This window comes from Streptomyces sp. NPDC041124 (assembly GCF_055592385.1).
On sequence record NZ_JBVIYR010000011.1, the window covers coordinates 55029 to 72184 of the forward strand.

14 protein-coding genes and 1 pseudogene are annotated in these 17156 nt (G+C 73.1%); 7 read left to right on the top strand and 8 right to left on the bottom strand.

Going from position 1 to position 17156, the window contains the following annotated elements; translation table 11 throughout:
• From ACZ6A9_RS26915 to hutU, 3 genes are all read right to left on the bottom strand, one after another.
• Positions 1-1383 carry a formimidoylglutamate deiminase gene (locus ACZ6A9_RS26915; RefSeq protein WP_468990132.1) on the bottom strand — a complete coding sequence of 461 codons (1383 nt, stop codon included), beginning with the start codon at positions 1381-1383 and terminating at the stop codon, positions 1-3.
• Positions 1380-2582, bottom strand: a complete 1203-nt coding sequence (locus tag ACZ6A9_RS26920; protein ID WP_468990774.1) for an allantoate amidohydrolase — start codon at positions 2580-2582, stop codon at positions 1380-1382. Before ACZ6A9_RS26920 ends, ACZ6A9_RS26915 begins: the two co-directional genes overlap by 4 nt.
• A gap of 92 nt (positions 2583-2674) precedes the next feature.
• Positions 2675-4345 (bottom strand): urocanate hydratase, encoded by a 1671-nt coding sequence (hutU, locus tag ACZ6A9_RS26925; RefSeq protein ID WP_468990135.1) that lies wholly within the window; start codon positions 4343-4345, stop codon positions 2675-2677.
• Positions 4346-4479: 134 nt separating this feature from the next.
• On the opposite strand from hutU, the gene ACZ6A9_RS26930 reads away from it, so the two are divergent.
• Positions 4480-5889, top strand: a complete 1410-nt coding sequence (locus ACZ6A9_RS26930) for a type III PLP-dependent enzyme domain-containing protein (RefSeq protein WP_468990139.1) — start codon at positions 4480-4482, stop codon at positions 5887-5889.
• Between the two features lie 86 nt (positions 5890-5975).
• Here ACZ6A9_RS26930 and ACZ6A9_RS26935 read toward each other — a convergent pair whose 3' ends face one another.
• Together ACZ6A9_RS26935 and ACZ6A9_RS26940 are read right to left on the bottom strand one after the other, a co-directional pair.
• Positions 5976-6560 (bottom strand): hypothetical protein, encoded by a 585-nt coding sequence (locus ACZ6A9_RS26935; protein WP_468990143.1) that lies wholly within the window; start codon positions 6558-6560, stop codon positions 5976-5978.
• A gap of 91 nt (positions 6561-6651) precedes the next feature.
• Positions 6652-7494 (bottom strand): MurR/RpiR family transcriptional regulator, encoded by an 843-nt coding sequence (locus ACZ6A9_RS26940; RefSeq protein WP_468990146.1) that lies wholly within the window; start codon positions 7492-7494, stop codon positions 6652-6654.
• Between the two features lie 320 nt (positions 7495-7814).
• On the opposite strand from ACZ6A9_RS26940, the gene ACZ6A9_RS26945 reads away from it, so the two are divergent.
• Positions 7815-9542 carry an LCP family protein gene (locus tag ACZ6A9_RS26945; protein ID WP_468990149.1) on the top strand — a complete coding sequence of 576 codons (1728 nt, stop codon included), beginning with the start codon at positions 7815-7817 and terminating at the stop codon, positions 9540-9542.
• 86 nt (positions 9543-9628) lie between these two features.
• Positions 9629-10051 (top strand): hypothetical protein, encoded by a 423-nt coding sequence (locus ACZ6A9_RS26950; RefSeq protein ID WP_468990779.1) that lies wholly within the window; start codon positions 9629-9631, stop codon positions 10049-10051.
• A gap of 338 nt (positions 10052-10389) precedes the next feature.
• Here the strand turns inward: ACZ6A9_RS26950 and ACZ6A9_RS26955 are convergent, their stop codons facing one another.
• A complete protein-coding gene (locus tag ACZ6A9_RS26955; RefSeq protein WP_468990154.1) occupies positions 10390-11778 on the bottom strand; it encodes a cystathionine beta-synthase in 1389 nt (462 codons plus the stop codon).
• Positions 11779-11941: 163 nt separating this feature from the next.
• Here ACZ6A9_RS26955 and ACZ6A9_RS26960 point away from each other — a divergent pair, with 163 nt between their 5' ends.
• The 3 genes from ACZ6A9_RS26960 (at position 11942) to ACZ6A9_RS26970 (ending at position 15572) form a co-directional block, all read left to right on the top strand.
• The gene (locus ACZ6A9_RS26960) at positions 11942-12970 is read left to right on the top strand and encodes an SGNH/GDSL hydrolase family protein (RefSeq protein ID WP_468990157.1); all 1029 of its coding nucleotides are present in this window, start codon (positions 11942-11944) and stop codon (positions 12968-12970) included.
• A gap of 308 nt (positions 12971-13278) precedes the next feature.
• On the top strand, positions 13279-14499 hold the full coding sequence (locus ACZ6A9_RS26965; RefSeq protein WP_468990159.1) for an acetyl-CoA C-acetyltransferase: 1221 nt from the start codon (positions 13279-13281) through the stop codon (positions 14497-14499).
• Positions 14500-14789: 290 nt separating this feature from the next.
• Complete coding sequence (locus ACZ6A9_RS26970; protein ID WP_468990161.1) at positions 14790-15572, top strand: hypothetical protein; 783 nt, start codon at positions 14790-14792, stop codon at positions 15570-15572.
• 39 nt (positions 15573-15611) lie between these two features.
• Here the strand turns inward: ACZ6A9_RS26970 and ACZ6A9_RS26975 are convergent, their stop codons facing one another.
• Complete coding sequence (locus tag ACZ6A9_RS26975; RefSeq protein ID WP_468990164.1) at positions 15612-15923, bottom strand: hypothetical protein; 312 nt, start codon at positions 15921-15923, stop codon at positions 15612-15614.
• Between the two features lie 23 nt (positions 15924-15946).
• On the opposite strand from ACZ6A9_RS26975, the pseudogene ACZ6A9_RS26980 reads away from it, so the two are divergent.
• Positions 15947-16069, top strand: a pseudogene (locus tag ACZ6A9_RS26980) (DUF4287 domain-containing protein); the annotation flags it as partial.
• A gap of 110 nt (positions 16070-16179) precedes the next feature.
• Here ACZ6A9_RS26980 and ACZ6A9_RS26985 read toward each other — a convergent pair.
• Positions 16180-17085, bottom strand: a complete 906-nt coding sequence (locus tag ACZ6A9_RS26985) for a Bax inhibitor-1/YccA family protein (RefSeq protein ID WP_468990166.1) — start codon at positions 17083-17085, stop codon at positions 16180-16182.
• Positions 17086-17156 lie beyond the last annotated feature (71 nt).

Here is a 17156-nt window from a genome sequence, read left to right on the forward strand (position 1 = left end):
TCAGGCGCGCAGGGCTTCGACCGCCCGCGCGAGGGCTCCGGGCACGTCGGGGACGAGCGTGTGCGCCCCGTCGCGCACGACGTGCCGGCCCCCCACGACCGTGTGGCGTACGTCCGCCGCGGTCGCGGCGAATACGGCCGTCTCGGCGCCGAGCCGGGGCGGCGGCCCCGCTGTTCTGACGGAGTCGAGGGCGAGGGTGACGAGGTCGGCGCGTGCCCCGGCCTCGATGGTGCCCATGCCGTCCCAGCCGAGGGCGGCGTGTCCGTCGGCGGACGCGGCCCGCAGCAGCGCGGCGGCCGTCCAGTGGCCGCGTGTGCGGGTGCGCAGGCGCTCGTCCAGTTCCATCGCCCGCGCCTCCTCCAGCAGGTCGATCACGGCGTGGCTGTCGGAGCCGAGGCAGAGCGGGGAGCCCTCGTTCTGCAGGGCGACGGCGGGGCCGATGCCGTCGGCGAGGTCCCGCTCGGTCGTCGGGCACATGCAGGTGCCGGTGCCGCTGCCGCCGATGAGCGAGACGTCCTCCGCGGTCAGGTGGGTGTTGTGGACTCCCGTGGTGCGCGGCCCGAGCACGCCGTGCAGGGCGAGCAGCTGGGCCGGGGTGCACCCGTGGGCCTCCCGGCAGGCGTCGTTCTCGGCGGTCTGCTCGGAGAGGTGCACGTGGAGCGGGGCCCGCCGCTCCTCGGCCCAGCGTGCCACGGTCGCCAACTGCTCCGCCGGCACGGCCCGCACGGAGTGGATCGCCGCGCCGACCCGTGCGTGATCCCGCTCCTTGAGGACGGAACAGCGCTCGGCCCAGGCGTCCGCGTCGCCGTCGGAGAAGCGGAGCTGGTGGGTGGTGGGCGGCTGTCCGAATCCGGAGGAGAGGTAGGCGGTGTCGAGGAGGGTGATGCGGATGCCGGCCTCGGCGGCGGCGTCGACGAGCGCCTCGCCCATGGCGTTGGGGTCGGCGTAGGGGGTGCCGCCGGGGGCGTGGTGGACGTAGTGGAACTCGCCGACCGCCGTGATGCCGGCCAGCGCCATCTCGGCGTACACGGCCCGGGCTAGGGCGTGGTAGGTGTCCGGGGTGAGCCGGTCGGCCGTGGCGTACATGGTCTCGCGCCACGTCCAGAAGGTGCCGGAGCCCACCTGGACGGTGGAGCGCAGCGCGCGGTGGAAGGCGTGGCTGTGGGCGTTGGCCAGTCCGGGGAGGGTGAGTCCGCGCAGGATCTCGGCGCCGGGCGGCGGGGCGGGCGTGTCCGTGCGGACGGCGGCGATGCGGCCGTCCCGTACGTCCACGGTGACGCCCGGCTCGATGGGGGTCCCCCCTGCTCGAGCGGAGCCGGGAGCTTGGGGGAGGGTGCCGAGCCAGGCGTGCTCCAGCCAGTACGTCCGCGGGGTGGCGGTCACGTGCGGACCAGTCCTTCCAGTACGTCGGCGAGGGCGAGGACTCCGGCCACGCAGTCGTCCTCGGTGGCGTGCTCCGCCGGGGAGTGCGAGACGCCGGTGGGGTTGCGCACGAACAGCATGGCGGTCGGGACGCGCGCGGAGAGGATCCCGGCGTCGTGTCCGGCGCCGGTGCCGAGGACGGGCACCGTGAGGTCCGTGCCGGCGCCCAGGATGCGGGCGAGCTCGTCGCGCAGGGCATGGTCGAACTCGACGACGGGCGTGAAGGACTCGCGTTCGACGTCGAGGTCGACGCCGTGGGCGGCGGCGTGGGCGCGGGCGGCCCGCCGCACCGCGTCGACCACGGCGTCGAGGCGGTCCTGGTCGGGCGCGCGGGAGTCCAGCCAGCCGCGCACCACGGAGGGGATGGCGTTGACGCCGTTCGGCTCGACGGCGATCTTGCCGAAGGTGGCGACGGCGCCGGCGAGTTCGGCCTCGCGGCGGGCGGCGAGGACGGTCTCGGCGTACGACAGCATCGGGTCGCGGCGGTCGGTGAGCCGGGTGGTGCCGGCGTGGTTGGCCTCGCCGCGGAAGTCGAACCGCCAGCGGCCGTGCGGCCAGATGGCGGACGCGACGCCGACGCGGTCGCCGGACAGGTCCAGGGCCCGGCCCTGTTCGACGTGGAGTTCGACGAAGGCGCCGACGCGGCCCAGCCGTTCCGGGTCGGCGCCGATGGCGTCGGGGTCGTGTCCGGCGGCCTCCATGGCCTGCGGGAGCGTGATGCCGTCGCCGTCGGTGAGGCGGTGGGCCTGCTCGACGGTGAGCGCGCCCGCGGTGAGCCGGGAGCCGACACAGGCGAGCCCGAAGCGGGCGCCCTCCTCGTCGCCGAAGTTGACGATGCCGAGCGGCCGCGCGCGGTGCGTGCCCCTGCGGCGCAGTTCGTCGAGGGCGGCGAAGGCGGACACGACCCCGAGGGGCCCGTCGAATGCTCCGCCGTCGGGCACGGAGTCCAGGTGCGACCCGGTGACGACCGCGTCGCCCCGTGCGGGGTCCCCGAGCCAGGCCCACTGGTTGCCGTTCCGGTCGACCTCGTAGGTCAGCCGCCGGGCGCGGGCCTGCTCCTCGAACCAGTCCCGGCAGTCGGCGTCGGCCCCGGTCCAGGCGAACCTGCGGTAGCCGCCGGAGGCGGCGTGGCGTCCGACGGGCTCCAGTTGCCGCCACATCTCGTGGAAGGAGGGCACGTTCTCCGGGGCGGGGGCGGGGGCAGGGGCCGGGACGGGCCCGGCCGGACGCGCCGCCGGAGGGGTTCGGTCCCTCACGCCGGGTCACCCTCGCGCATCGGCACGCGTACGCCCCGCTCGCCCGCCACGGACTCCGCGATGGCGTACCCGGCGTCGACATGACGGACGACCCCCATCCCGGGGTCGTTGGTCAGCACCCGCCGGATCTTCTCCCCGGCCAGTGCCGTCCCGTCCGCCACCGTCACCTGCCCGGCGTGCAGGGAGCGTCCCATGCCCACTCCCCCGCCGTGGTGGAGGGACACCCAGGACGCCCCGGACGCCACGTTGACCATGGCGTTCAGCAGCGGCCAGTCGGCGATCGCGTCGGACCCGTCCAGCATCGCCTCCGTCTCCCGGTAGGGCGAGGCCACCGAGCCGCAGTCGAGGTGGTCGCGGCCGATGACGACCGGCGCGGCCAGCTCGCCGCTCGCGACCATGTCGTTGAACCGCTCGCCCGCCTTGTCGCGCTCGCCGTAGCCGAGCCAGCAGATGCGGGCCGGCAGGCCCTGGAAGTGGACGCGTTCCCCGGCCATCCTGATCCAGCGGGCCAGGGGCTCGTTCTCCGGGAAGAGTTCCAGGACCGCCTTGTCGGTCTTGGCGATGTCGGCCGGGTCGCCGGACAGCGCGGCCCAGCGGAAGGGGCCCTTGCCCTCGCAGAACAGCGGGCGGATGTAGGCGGGCACGAAGCCGGGGAAGGCGAACGCCCGGTCGTAGCCCGCGAGCTTGGCCTCGCCGCGGATCGAGTTGCCGTAGTCGAACACCTCGGCGCCCGCGTCCTGGAAGCCGACCATCGCCTCGACGTGCCGGGCCATGGACTCACGGGCCCGGGTGGTGAAGCCGGCCGGGTCCTTCGCGGCGGCGTCGGCCATGTCCTCGAAGGCGATGCCGACGGGGAGGTAGGCCAGCGGGTCGTGGGCGGAGGTCTGGTCGGTGACGATGTCGACCGGGGCACCCATGGCGAGCAGCCGCGGCACCACTTCGGCGGCGTTGCCGAGGACGCCGATGGACAGGGGACGGCGGGCGTCCCGGGCCTCGGTGGCGAGCTGGAGGGCGTGGTCGAGGGAGTCGGCCTTCACGTCGAGGTAGCGGTGCTCGATGCGGCGTTCGATCGCGCGCGGGTCGCAGTCGACGCAGATCGCCACGCCGTCGTTCATCGTCACGGCGAGCGGCTGGGCGCCGCCCATGCCGCCGAGGCCGGCCGTGAGGGTGATGGTCCCGGCGAGGGTGCCGCCGAACTTCTTCGCGGCGACGGCGGCGAAGGTCTCGTAGGTGCCCTGGAGGATGCCCTGGGTGCCGATGTAGATCCAGGAACCGGCGGTCATCTGCCCGTACATGGTCAGCCCGAGGGCCTCCAGCCGGCGGAACTCCTCCCAGGTGGCCCAGTCGCCGACGAGGTGGGAGTTGGCGATGAGGACGCGCGGGGCCCATTCGTGGGTCTGCATGACACCGACCGGGCGGCCGGACTGGACGAGCATCGTCTCGTCCTGCTTGAGCGTCCGCAGCGTGCGGACCATGGCGTCGAAGGAGCGCCAGTCGCGGGCGGCCTTGCCGGTGCCGCCGTAGACGACGAGCTTGTCGGGGTGTTCGGCGACCTCCGGGTCGAGGTTGTTCTGCAGCATCCGCAGGGCGGCCTCCTGCTGCCAGCCCAGGGCGCTCTTCTCGGTGCCGCGCGGCGCTCGGACGGGCCGGGGTCCGGGTGCGGACATGCTGTGCCTCCTGGGGGCTGCGGGCGAGTACTGCAGTTATTCACATCCTCAACCTGTGAATAGAGCTAGTCAAGACAGGGGGTGCGTCCGCACGGCCGCGCGGGGGATGTTTGGCTGGATGTATGCGCGCGAACATGGAGAAGACCGACGGGACGGGGGACGTGGTGGCTGACGAGGTCGTTCTGGTGGACGAGGTCGATCCGGGGGGTGTCGGGCGGGCGGCCCGGCGGGACGAGGCGGTGCGGGCCGCCGTGGCGCAGGGGCTGCTCGACGACGACGTGCCGCTGGTGGCGCTGCTCGACGTGCGGGGCATCCGGGAATCGGCGGCCGGGCTGCGGGCGGCGTTCGACGCGGTGACGGCGCCCGGCACCCCCGTGCTGCACGCCTTCGCGGTGAAGGCGAGCCCGCTGGTTCCGGTGCTGCGGCTGCTGCGCGAGGAGGGGATCGGCGCGGAGGTGGCGAGCCCGGGTGAGCTGGCGCTGGCGCGTGCGGCGGGAGTGGAGCCGGAGCGGACGGTCCTCGACTCGCCCGCCAAGACGCTCGCCGAGCTGCGGGAGGCGCTGGCGCTGGGCATCGCCGTGAACGCGGACAACCCGCAGGAGCTGGAGCGCATCGACGCCCTGATGGCCGCCTCCGGCTCCCGTTCCCCCATCGGCATCCGGGTCAACCCGCAGGTCGGCGGCGGTTCCATCGAGGCCCTGTCCACGGCGACGGCGACCTCGAAGTTCGGAGTGGCGCTGCGCGACGAGGGGGCGCGGGAGTGGGTGATACGCGCCTACCTGGACCGGCCGTGGCTGACCCGGCTGCACGCCCACTCCGGCTCCCAGGGCATCGCGCTGTCGGTGATGGCGCGGGGGATCTCGCAGACGTACGCGCTGGCGGAGGAGATCAACGGGCGTGCGGGGCGGCAGCAGATCGACACCATCGACATCGGCGGCGGACTGCCGGTCAACTTCGCGTCCGAGGCGAGCAGCCCGACGTACGGGCAGTACGCGCGGCTGCTGAAGGAGACGGTGCCCGGGCTGTTCGACGGACGGTACGGGCTGGTCACCGAGTTCGGCCGGTCACTGCTGGCCAAGCACGGCACGGTCGTCGCGCGCGTGGAGTACGCCAAGAGCGCGGGCGGGCGTCCGGTCGCGGTGACGCACGCGGGCGTGCAGGTGGCGACGCGGACGGTGTACGCGCCGGCGTCGTGGCCGCTGCGGATCGCCGCGTACGACGCGAAGGGACGGCCCAAGGAGGGGCCGGCGGTCGTGCAGGACGTGGCAGGACCGGCCTGTTTCGCCGGCGACCTGCTGGCGCAGGGGCAGGAGCTGCCGCTGCTGGAGCAGGGCGACTACGCGGCCGCGCTGGACACGGGGGCGTACTACTTCGCCCACCACTACGCGTACAACTCGCTCCCCCGCCCCGCCGTCCTCGGTTTCGTCACGGACGGGACGGGCGCCGTCACCTTCGCGACCGTACGCCCGGCCCAGCCGATCGAGGAGATCGTCGCCGAATCGGGCGCCGCCCACACCGACACCCTGACCGACCTCACCCCCTGACCAGGGGCGCGGGCAACCACGGCCCCGGGGGGCGGGGCGCGGGGAACCGCGCAAGCTCACCCCGCGCCCCGCCCCGAGGGCCCCGCTCAGGCCGCCGCCGCGACCCTCCGCCGGGAGCCTCCCGGCGCCGCGTCCCCCGCCGCGATCCCCGTCGTGCGGTACGCCTCTACCCGCCGGCCGGCGGGCCGCCCCGCACCCGCACGTAGGCGGTCGACGCGCACCCACAGCAGCGCCTCGCCGTCCTGCTCCAGCCGGCCGATCCAGGCCGCCTTCAGCCACAGGCCGACCCCGCAGCCGGCCAGCAGCAGCCCGCCGGTCGCGGGTGCGGCGAACGCCGAGCCGAGGGCGGCGAGGAACGCGAGCAGCAGCCACCACCGGTGCGCCCGCCGCCAGTTGCGCAGGGTCACCGCCCGGTCCTGGAGCACGTCGTGGCGGCCCGCCCGTACCGCCCGGCGGGCCGGCGCCCGGTACCGCTCCCGCCCCCAGTACGCCACGACGGCCGCCACCACCAGGAACAGCGCCGCACCCGCCGGCACACCGATACGGCGCCCGGTCAGCCCCGGCACCAGCGCCCCCGCGCCGGCGGCGACGACTCCCAGCCACCACAGCGGCGCGGCCCCGGCCCGTACGACGACGGCCACCCGGGCCAGCCCATGTCCTCCGCGCGTCACGTCCAGCCTCCCGTCTCTCACGCCAGTGGACACGGGAGGATAGCGGCGCAAGGTGAGACGAGTCTGAGAACGCCCCGCGGCCGGCCCGCCGTCAGTCCACGAACAGTCCCCGCGCGGCCGCCTTCACGTCGAACTCCTCCAGTCGTGCCTGTGCGTCGGGCAGGTCGTCGCACATCGCCTCCAGCAGCACCCGGCCCAGCAGCATCGGCGCGCACGCCGTGTCGAAGGCCAGCCCGGTGCCGACGGCGGCGGGCAGCAGCAGGTCCGACACCTTGGCGACCGGCGCGAACGGGGAGTCGGCGACGGTGACGACGGTCAGCCCCGTCCCCCTGGCGTGAACAAGGGCGTCGACGACCTCCCGCGGATGGCGGGGCAGCGCGAAGCACAGCAGGGCGCTCGCCCCGGCCCGGGCGGCGGCGTCGATCCGGTCGTGGAGCATCGTGCCGCCCTCGTTGAACAGCCGTACGTCCGGATGGACCTTGGCGGCGAAGTAGGCGAAGCCGTGCGCCTGGGCCGCGGCGGCGCGCAGCCCCAGCACGGGCAGCGGCCGGCTGCCCGCGAGGACGCGTCCCGCCCGCCGCACGGGCCCGGTGTCGGCCAGCGCCTGCGCCAGGTGCCGCAGGTTCTCGATCTCGGCCTCGACGGCCTGCTGGTAGGCGTTGGGCGAGCCGGTCTCCGGCGCGGGTACGACGGGCGCGACCTCGCGCAGGTGCCGGCGCAGGGCGGGGTAGCCGTCGAAGCCGAGAGCGACGGCGAACCGGGTCACCGACGGCTGGCTGACGCCGGCCAGTTCGGCCAGCTCCACACTGGACAGGAACGGCACGTCGGCGGCCCGTCGCACCATGCTGTGCGCGATGCGCCGCTGGGTCGGCGTCAGCCGGTGCCCCTCGAAGAGCGCCTGGAGGCGCGCGGCAGGGCTCTCGGTGCCGCTCATGACGTGACGTCCCCCTCCGACCACCCGGACCGCTCGGGCCCCGCCGACCACCCGGACCGCTCGGACCTCGGCCCTCTCCGCCCATTCACCCCGCACTGCTTCTGCATGCCCTTATACAACCGCAGGCGACATGGTGCCGTACACGTCGTGAGGGGCGGGGGTCACCCACCGTGCCCGGCCGGGGACAGATCCGGAACTCGACGATTTTGCTACGAAGTCCACGCATCCCGGAGCAGCCGGATAGCGTAACGCGTCGAACAAGCAAGCGCCTTGAGGCCCAGGCGTCCCCCGGGGCCCCCGACGGAAGACTGGTAACGAGCGTGGATGCGCCAAGTCGTGGACAGGCGGACGGGACCGACCCCGCCGACCAGTGGGTGCTCAACCCGGACACCGGGGACTACGAACTACGGCTGAACGGCGCCCCGGGGCGTCCCGCGGTGCCCCGCCCGCGCGACGCGTCCCGCCCCGGCCCCACCACCCCCGCGTCCGCTCCCGGCCGGGTGCCCGGGCAGCGCGGCCACCGTGCCGCTCCCGCCCCCTCCGCCGCCCCCGGTGCGGACGGCACGCAGGCCCCCGGCCGCCGCGGGCGCCCGCGGCAGGGGAAGCGGGGTGCCCGGCGGAAGGCGCTGACGTGGACGGGCGGCGCCCTCGGTCTGGTCCTGGTCGGCGGCTCGGCGTTCGCCTACTACTGGTACGACCGCCTCAACGGCAACATCGACACCGTCGACATCGGTGACGTGGGCAGTGACAAGGTCCTGGCGGACGGGCCGGTCAACATCCTGGTCATCGGCAACGACGTCCGCACCGGCGAGGGCAACGAGGCCTACGGCAACCGGGACAACGTCACCGGTCACGCCGACACCACCCTGCTCTTCCACGTCGCCGGGGACCGCTCCAACGCGACCGTGGTGAGCATCCCCCGGGACCTGATGACCAGGATCCCGGACTGCGAGACCAGACGGCCCGACGGTTCGGCCGAGGTCGTCCCCGGATCGAAGGGCACCACCAGGTTCAACGAGTCCTACGGCGTGAACGGCCGCGACCCCGGCTGCACCATGCGGACCGTCGAGGAGCTCGCCGGCGTCGAGGTGGACCACTTCATGATGTTCGACTTCAACGCGGTCAAGACGCTGTCCACCGCCGTCGGCGGCGTCGAGGTGTGCCTGGAGAAACCCCTCAAGGACCTGGAAGGCGGGACGAAACTCGACCTGCCGGCCGGCAAGAGCACCATCGAGGGCGAGGAGGCGCTGTCGTTCCTCCGCAACCGGCACGGGCTGAAGAACGAGAGTGACCTCGACCGGATCGGGATGCAGCAGAAGTTCGTCGCGTCGATGATCCGGCAGCTGAAGGAGGACACGCTGGACAGTCCGCCGAAGATGCTCGACGTGGCGGACGCGGCCACCAAGTCCCTCACCGTGGACAAGGGCATAGGCAGCGCCTCCAAGCTCCTCACCCTGGCCAGGGAACTCACCAGGATCGACCTGAAGAACATCACGCTGATGACGCTCCCGGTGGTCGACAACCCTGCCGAGCCCACACCCGTCACCGTCGTGCCGGACCCGGTCAAGGCCCCGCAGGTGTTCGCCATGCTGCAGGACGACGTCTCCTTCACCGAGGTGAAGAAGAAGGAGAAGGACGCCAAGGACAAGCAGGCCGCGCTCCTCGAGGGCCCCCGGGCGGAGGCGTCCGCCGTGCGCGTCGACGTCCTCAACGGCGGCGGCCCGGCCGGTGCCGCGCAGGAGACGCTGGTCTGGCTCCGGACGAGTGAGGGGGTGGCCCGGTCCGCCAACAGGGGCAACGCCCCCGCGAAGGTCGAGGGGACCCGGCTGGAGTACGCGCCGGAACAGGCCGACCAGGCCCGCACGCTCGCCGATCTGATGGGCCTGCCCGCTTCGGCCCTGAAGCCGGGAGGCGAGGACTCGGACGCGGCGCAGCCGATGAGGCTCACCCTCGGCCCCGACTTCAAGAAGGCGGGCGTGCCCGTCGCCACGCCGAAGAAGGTCGACGTCGGGCAGTCCCGGGCCGACGAGAAGATGTGCGGCACGTAGGGACCCGGCGAACCCGAGCGCCGAGACGGGGGTTACCCCCAGTGCCAGCGGTCACCCGCCTGCCTACCGTGGAGCGCATGACCGGAATGGACGCGCGGGACACCGAGCTGAAGAAGGAACTCGACGCCTCCCTGCAGGCGCGCAGGGAACTGGGCGAGGAGTACGAGTCCGCGCTGGTCGACTCGTTCCTGGAGAAGGTCGACCAGCGCATCGACGGCGTGGTGGAGCGCCGGGTGCGCCGGCAGCTCGCCGAGCGGCAGATGACGGTGGCCCGGGACGCGCGGTCGCCGAAGGTCACGGACTCCTGGGGGGAGCGGTTCGGCTTCGGCATCGTCTCGCTGGTGCTGGCGGTGCCGCTGTCCGCCATCGGCGGGGGCGTGGGCCAGCTGCCGGGTCTGCTGACGACCTGGGCGGGCATCGTCGGCGTCAACGTGGTGCAGGCGGTCCGCACCAACCCGGGCCTGTTCGGCTCCCGTAAGGGCCGCCAGGACAGCGACTGGGAGGACTGAGGACGCGTGTGCGCGGGGACCGCCGCACCCCCGTAGGCCGGGGGGCGGGACGACGGCGGTCCCCGCGGGGGACGCGTGCCCCGTTGAGGAGGCCGCGCGTCCCGGGGCGTCCATGGAGGTCCGGGAGCCGCTCCGGTTGTCCTTCGACGCCGCGTGGTCGCCGGCCGGAACGGGGAGCCGCTCCCATTCCCTGCCGACACCCACCAAGGTGCCGGGGCAGTGTTAAGCGAGTGCTGCGCGGACGTGACACCCGCGTACCACTTCCGCGAAGTCCGCGAAGATCACCCGCGCGGCGCCGCCCGCCCGGTCACGGGCGGTCCCCTCCGCCCGACGCGCCGTCACTTCCCGGTCTTGGCGAGGAAGGACAGCAGGTCCTGGCGGCTGACCACGCCGGTCGGCTTGCCCTCGACGAGGACGATGGCCGCGTCGTCCTTGCCGAGGACGGCCATCAGGTCGGCGACGGGCTCCCCGGAGCCGACCTGGGGCAGCGGCGCGGACATGTGCTTCTCCAGCGGGTCGTCGAGCGAGGCGGCCTTGCTGAACAGCGCGTCCAGCAGCTCCCGCTCCACCACCGAGCCGACGACCTCGGCGGCCATCACGTCCGGGTGACCGGCGCCCGGCTTGACCACGGGCATCTGCGAGACGCCGTACTCGCGCAGCACCTCGATGGCCTGGCCGATGGTCTCGTCGGGGTGCATGTGGACGAGGGAGGGGATGTGGCCGCCCTCCTTGTCGTTCAGCACGTCGGCGACGCGGGCGCTGGTGCCGGTGTCCTCCAGGAAGCCGTAGTCGGCCATCCACTCGTCGTTGAAGATCTTGCTGAGGTAGCCGCGTCCGCTGTCCGGCAGCAGGACGACGACCACGTCGTCCTCGCCGAGCCGGGAGGCGACCTCCAGCGCCGCGACGACCGCCATGCCGCAGGAGCCGCCGACCAGCAGGCCCTCCTCCTTGGCGAGGCGGCGGGTCATCTGGAAGGAGTCCTTGTCGGAGACGGCGACGATCTCGTCGGCGACGTCACGGTCGTAGGCGGTGGGCCAGAAGTCCTCACCGACGCCCTCGACCAGGTACGGACGCCCGGAGCCGCCCGAGTACACGGAGCCCTCGGGGTCGGCGCCGATCACCTTCACCCGGCCGTCACTGGCCTCCTTCAGGTAGCGGCCGGTGCCGGAGATGGTGCCGCCGGTGCCGACGCCGGCCACGAAGTGGGTGATCCTGCCCTCGGTCTGCTCCCACAGCTCCGGACCGGTGGAGTGGTAGTGGGAGAGGGGGTTGTGGGGGTTGGAGTACTGGTCCGGCTTCCACGCGCCCGGCGTCTCGCGCACCAGCCGGTCGGAGACGTTGTAGTAGGAGTCGGGGTGCTCGGGCGCGACGGCGGTCGGGCAGACGACGACCTCGGCCCCGTAGGCGCGCAGCACGTTGATCTTGTCGGTGGACACCTTGTCGGGGCAGACGAAGACGCACTTGTAGCCCTTCTGCTGGGCCACGATGGCGAGACCGACACCGGTGTTGCCGCTGGTCGGCTCGACGATGGTGCCGCCCGGCTTCAGCTCCCCGCTCTTCTCCGCCGCCTCGATCATGCGCAGGGCGATGCGGTCCTTCACGGAGCCGCCCGGGTTGAAGTACTCCACCTTGGCCAGGACGGTCGCCCTGATGCCCTTGGTCACGTTGTTGAGCCGCACCAGCGGGGTGTTGCCGACGAGGCTGATCATCGAGTCGTGGAATTGCACCGTTGTCTCCGGATGCTTGCAAAAGATGTGGTCGGGGTGGTCGAACCAGCCTAGGCCCTCCCCGGCCGGAACCCGCCCGGGTCGTTCACTGCCCGTCGGGATTGGACCACGGTGCGTACGGGGCAAGCACTGGGTGTACGGCTTCGAGGAGGTGGCGGCGAGCATGACGGGCATGTCGAGGGCACGGGTGGCCCGGCGGATCGCGGCCGGCGCCGCGTACGGCGGCGGGAGCGTCGGCCTGGCCGGCGCGGCGACCGTGGGGCTGCTGGTGGCCCAGGCACAGCTGGCGCGGCGACGGGTGGGCAACGGCCCGGTCGGCTACGTCCCGAACGCGGACGGTCTGTACGGGGCGGCCTACACGGTGCCGGGGGAACCGGCGCTGCGGCTGACGATGCTGGGCGACTCCACGGCCGCGGGGCAGGGTGTGCACCGGGGCGGGCAGACACCGGGCGCGCTGCTGGCGTCAGGGGTGGCGGCGATCGCGGAACGCCCGGTGGGGCTGAGCACGGTCGCGGTGCCGGGGGCCTGTTCCGACGACCTGGACCGGCAGGTGACGCGGGCGCTGGCGGATCCCTCCCGGATCCCCGACATGTGCGTGATCATGGTCGGCGCCAACGACGTGACCCACCGGATGCCGGCCACGCAGTCCGTACGTCACCTGAGCGCGGCGGTACGGCGGCTGCGGACGGCCGGTGCGGAGGTGGTGGTCGGGACCTGCCCCGACCTCGGCACGATCGAGCCGGTGCGGCAGCCGTTGCGCTGGCTGGCCCGGCGTGCCTCGCGGCAGCTCGCGGCGGCGCAGACGATCGGCGTCGTCGAACAGGGCGGGCGGACGGTGTCGCTGGGCGACCTGCTCGGGCCGGAGTTCGCGGCGAACCCGCGGGAGCTGTTCGGGCCGGACAGCTACCACCCCTCCGCCGAGGGGTACGTCACGGCGGCGATGGCGGTGCTGCCGACGGTGTGCGCGGCGCTGGGGCTGTGGCCGGCGGAGGAGGAGCGTCCGGACGCCGCCCGCCGGGAGGGGTTCCTGCCGGTGGCCCGTGCGGCGGCGGAGGCCGCGTCGGAGGCGGGCACCGAGGTCGCTGCGGCGATGCCCACGGGGCCGCGGGGGGCTTGGGCGCTGCTGAAGCGCCGTCGGTGGCGGCGGGTCCCGGAGGCCGAGCCCCAGCCGTCGGCCCAGCCGTCCCCCTGACCTGACCGGGGCAGCCCGCGGGCACCAGGGAGGGGAAAGCAAGCGCTTAGACAGTTGCGGTCCATGTCACACCGCGGGAGCAGTGACCGGGACGGTACGGACAGGTAACTTCCCAGAGAGCCTGCACCAACCCACCGGTATGCCCACCCGTCGCCCGACCACCACCCCTCAACGAGGCGCTACGCGCCACTCCCACCCGCCGCCCGACCACCCCCCCTCAACGAGGCGCTACGCGCCACTCCCACCCGCCGCCCGACCACCCCCCCTCAACGAGGCGCTACGCGCCACGCCCTTTTCTTGGAGCCGTGATGACCGAAGCCGTGATCGTCTCTGCCGCCCGCTCCCCCATCGGCCGCGCCTTCAAGGGCTCCCTGAAGGACATGCGCCCGGACGACCTGACCGCCACGATCATCCAGGCCGCCCTCGCCAAGGTCCCCGAGCTGGACCCGAAGGACATCGAGGACCTGATGCTCGGCTGCGGCCTTCCCGGCGGTGAGCAGGGCAACAACCTCGGACGCGTCGTCGCCGTGCAGATGGGGATGGACCACCTCCCCGGCTGCACCGTCACCCGCTACTGCTCGTCCTCGCTGCAGACCTCCCGCATGGCCCTGCACGCCATCAAGGCCGGTGAGGGCGACGTCTTCATCTCGGCCGGTGTCGAGACCGTCTCGCGCTTCGTCAAGGGCAACTCCGACAGCCTCCCGGACACCCGCAACCCGCTGTTCGCCGAGGCCGAGGCCCGTACCGCCGCCGTCGCGGAGTCGGAGGGCTCGACCTGGCACGACCCGCGCGAGGACGGCCTGCTGCCCGACCCCTACATCGCGATGGGACAGACCGCCGAGAACCTGGCCCGCCTCAAGGGCGTCACCCGCCAGGACATGGACGAGTTCGGCGTCCGCTCGCAGAACCTCGCCGAGGAAGCCATCAAGAACGGCTTCTGGGAGCGCGAGATCACCCCGGTGACGCTGCCCGACGGCACGGTCGTCAGCAAGGACGACGGTCCCCGCGCCGGCGTCACCCTGGAGGGCGTCCAGGGGCTCAAGCCGGTGTTCCGCCCGGACGGGCTCGTCACCGCGGGCAACTGCTGCCCGCTCAACGACGGCGCCGCCGCGCTCGTCATCATGAGCGACACCAAGGCCCGCGAGCTCGGCCTCACCCCGCTCGCCCGGATCGTCTCCACCGGCGTCTCCGGCCTCTCCCCGGAGATCATGGGCCTCGGCCCGGTCGAGGCGAGCAAGCAGGCGCTGTCCCGCGCCGGCCTGACCGCCGGCGACATCGACCTGGTGGAGATCAACGAGGCGTTCGCCGCCCAGGTGATCCCCTCCTACCGCGACCTCGGCATCCCGCTGGACAAGGTGAACGTCAACGGCGGCGCCATCGCCGTCGGCCACCCCTTCGGCATGACCGGCGCCCGCATCACCGGCACGCTCATCAACTCCCTCCAGTTCCACGACAAGCAGTTCGGCCTGGAGACGATGTGCGTCGGCGGCGGCCAGGGCATGGCGATGGTCATCGAGCGCCTCAGCTGACCGCCTCGGACCCGGCGGCGACCGCACGGTAGCCGCCGGGGCACGGTGCGTGCACCACAGGCCCGGAACCCCGGCCGGCCCGGGGTCCGGGCCGTTTTGTGATCCAATCTCCCCCAGGATGTGACCTATGCCTCCCGCCGGAGGCGTCCTCGCAGGTCAGCGTCGTCCCCCTCGCGGACCCGTAACCGAAGAGCCGCCCGTTTCGTGACGTTACGCACTGACAGAAGGTCAGTCCGCCCTTCAAGCTGATGTAGGAAGTCGGGGGTCGACTGTGAACCGGGAGTACGTCAGTGAGCGCCATGCCGATCGCCCTGTTGGTCACCACGGCCGCCACCGGCGCCGTGGGCGTCGCCGTGCTGCGCAGCATCATGGTGCTGCGCCGGCAGGTCGCGGCCCTGCACACCGAGCTGGCGAGGATCCAGGCCGCCGACGGGCGCGCTCGCGTTCCCTCCGCCCGTGCGGCCGACGCCGACGAGATACGCGCGGCGGTGGCGGACGCGCTCGCCGAGGAGCGGGAGCGTGAACTCGCCGAGGCGCGGGCCTTCTGGGCCGCCCAGGAGGCGCGTGACGCCTCCGACGCGCCGTCCCTGCTGGGCGGCCTGGCCGACAGCGAGCTGTTCCTGCCCCGGCAGGCCGACTTCGCGGGTCTGGAGCCGGTGAGCGAGCCGGGCGCCGAGATCGAGGAGCACCCGGGGGACTCCCCGGAACTGGCGGCGGCCCGCCGGCGTCACCCCTCGCACCCGGACTTCGTACCGAACCCCTCGCCGGTGGTGAACGACCACGAGCGCACCGTGACGGCCCTGGAGGAGCTGGCCGGTTCCCGGACCGGACTGACCGATGTCCGCCCGGGCCCGCTGGGCACACTGGACGTCTACGTGTTCGCCGACGGGACGACGCTGTGCATGACGCCGGGCCACCGGGAGACCGCGGAGCGCCTGGCGGCGGCCCTGCGCGCGGGCGAGACCCCGTACCTGCTGGGCGGCTCCGGCGTCTCGGGCGCGTACACGCTGACCTTCGCCTGCGGCGATGAGAGCGTCTACATCCTGGCGGACCGCGTCATCGCGTCCCTGTAATCCTCCGGCTCCGGCGCCGGCGGTCCGGCTCGGGGCCGGCTACACCCCGGCGCGTTCCCGCGCCTCCTCCACCAGCCGTACCGCTTCCCCGACCTCCGCGTCGCTCTTCAGTACGAGGGCCAGGTCGTGCCCGGCGACGGTGATCTGGTCGGCGGCGGCGAACATGCCCGCGTCGGGCATCTCGCGCGGCTCGGTGCCCGGCTCCTCGACGAGCTGGGTGCGCCGCGCCAGCTCCCTGGCCAGGGCGAGCGCCTCGGCGGCCCCGCCCCGTTGCAGCCGGCTCTGCGGCGCGGCCCGCAGTCGGTCGGCGAAATGATCCACGGCACGGGTGAAGGGCGTCGTATCAACCACGCGGCGAGCGTACGCGGCCCGGCAGGACTGTTGCCAACGGACGGACGCTCGGGCGCGGTGACCTGAAGGGCCGGAGCCGGCTCCGGTCCGAGTACGGCCTGGCGTACGGCCACGCCAAGGCGATCGTCCACGAGTACGACCTGAGAGGGCGGCGCGCAAGCTGCGCCGGCCGTCGTCCCCCGCGCACGACGAAGGGCCCCGGTGGAACCGGGGCCCTTGCCTGTGGCGTCGGTGGCGTACGGGACGCCGGCCGTCGTCAGTCGCTGCTGTTGAAGATCGCGATGAGTCGCAGGAACTCCATGTAGATCCACACCAGCGTCAGCGTGAGGCCGAAGGCGGCGAACCAGGCCTCCTCGCGCGGGGCGCCGTAGGCGATGCCGTCCTCGACCTGCTTGAAGTCCAGGGCGAGGAAGCAGGCACCGAGGATGATGCCGACGATCCCGAAGATGATGCCGAGCGGACCGCTGCGGAAGCCGAGGCCGTCACCGCCGCCGATCACCGCGAACAGCAGGTTCACGGCCATCAGCAGGATGAAGCCGAGGGCGGCCGCCATCACGAAGCCGTAGAAGCGGCGGTTGACGCGGATCCAGCCCGCCTTGTACGCCACCAGCACACCGGCGAAGACCGCCATCGTGCCGAGCACGGCCTGCATGGCCGCGCCGTCCGCGATGCGGTTGTCGACGATGCTGGAGATCACGCCGAGGAAGACACCCTCGAACGCGGCGTACGTCAGGATCAGCGCCGGCGTGGGCTTGCGCTTGAAGGACTGTACGAGCGCCAGGACCATGCCGATCAGCGCGGCGCCGATGGCGATGCCGTAGGACCGGCTGATGTTGGCGTCGTCGACCGGCAGCAGCGCCCAGGAGAGCGCGGCCGTCACGATCAGCAGGCCGAGCGTGCTCGCCGTGCGGATGATGACGTCGTCGATCGTCATCCGGCCGGTGGTGGCCGGTGCCTGCGGTGCGCCGTACTGCTGGTCCTGCTGCGCGTAAGGGTTCTGCGCGTAGGGGTTCTGCGCGTACGGGTTGCCCGTCGGCTGCGCGTACGGGTTGGCCTGCGTGGCGACAGCGGGACCCCCGGCCTGCGGCGCGGTGTTGAAGCCCGCGTAGCCGTTGTCGCGGCTGAACCCCCGTCGCGAGAAGACCGGGTTTCTGCTCCTCATTTCACTCCTCCATGGCCACTCGCTGCGGCCTTGGCTCAAGAGTAATAGGTAGGCAAAGGATTGACCCTAAT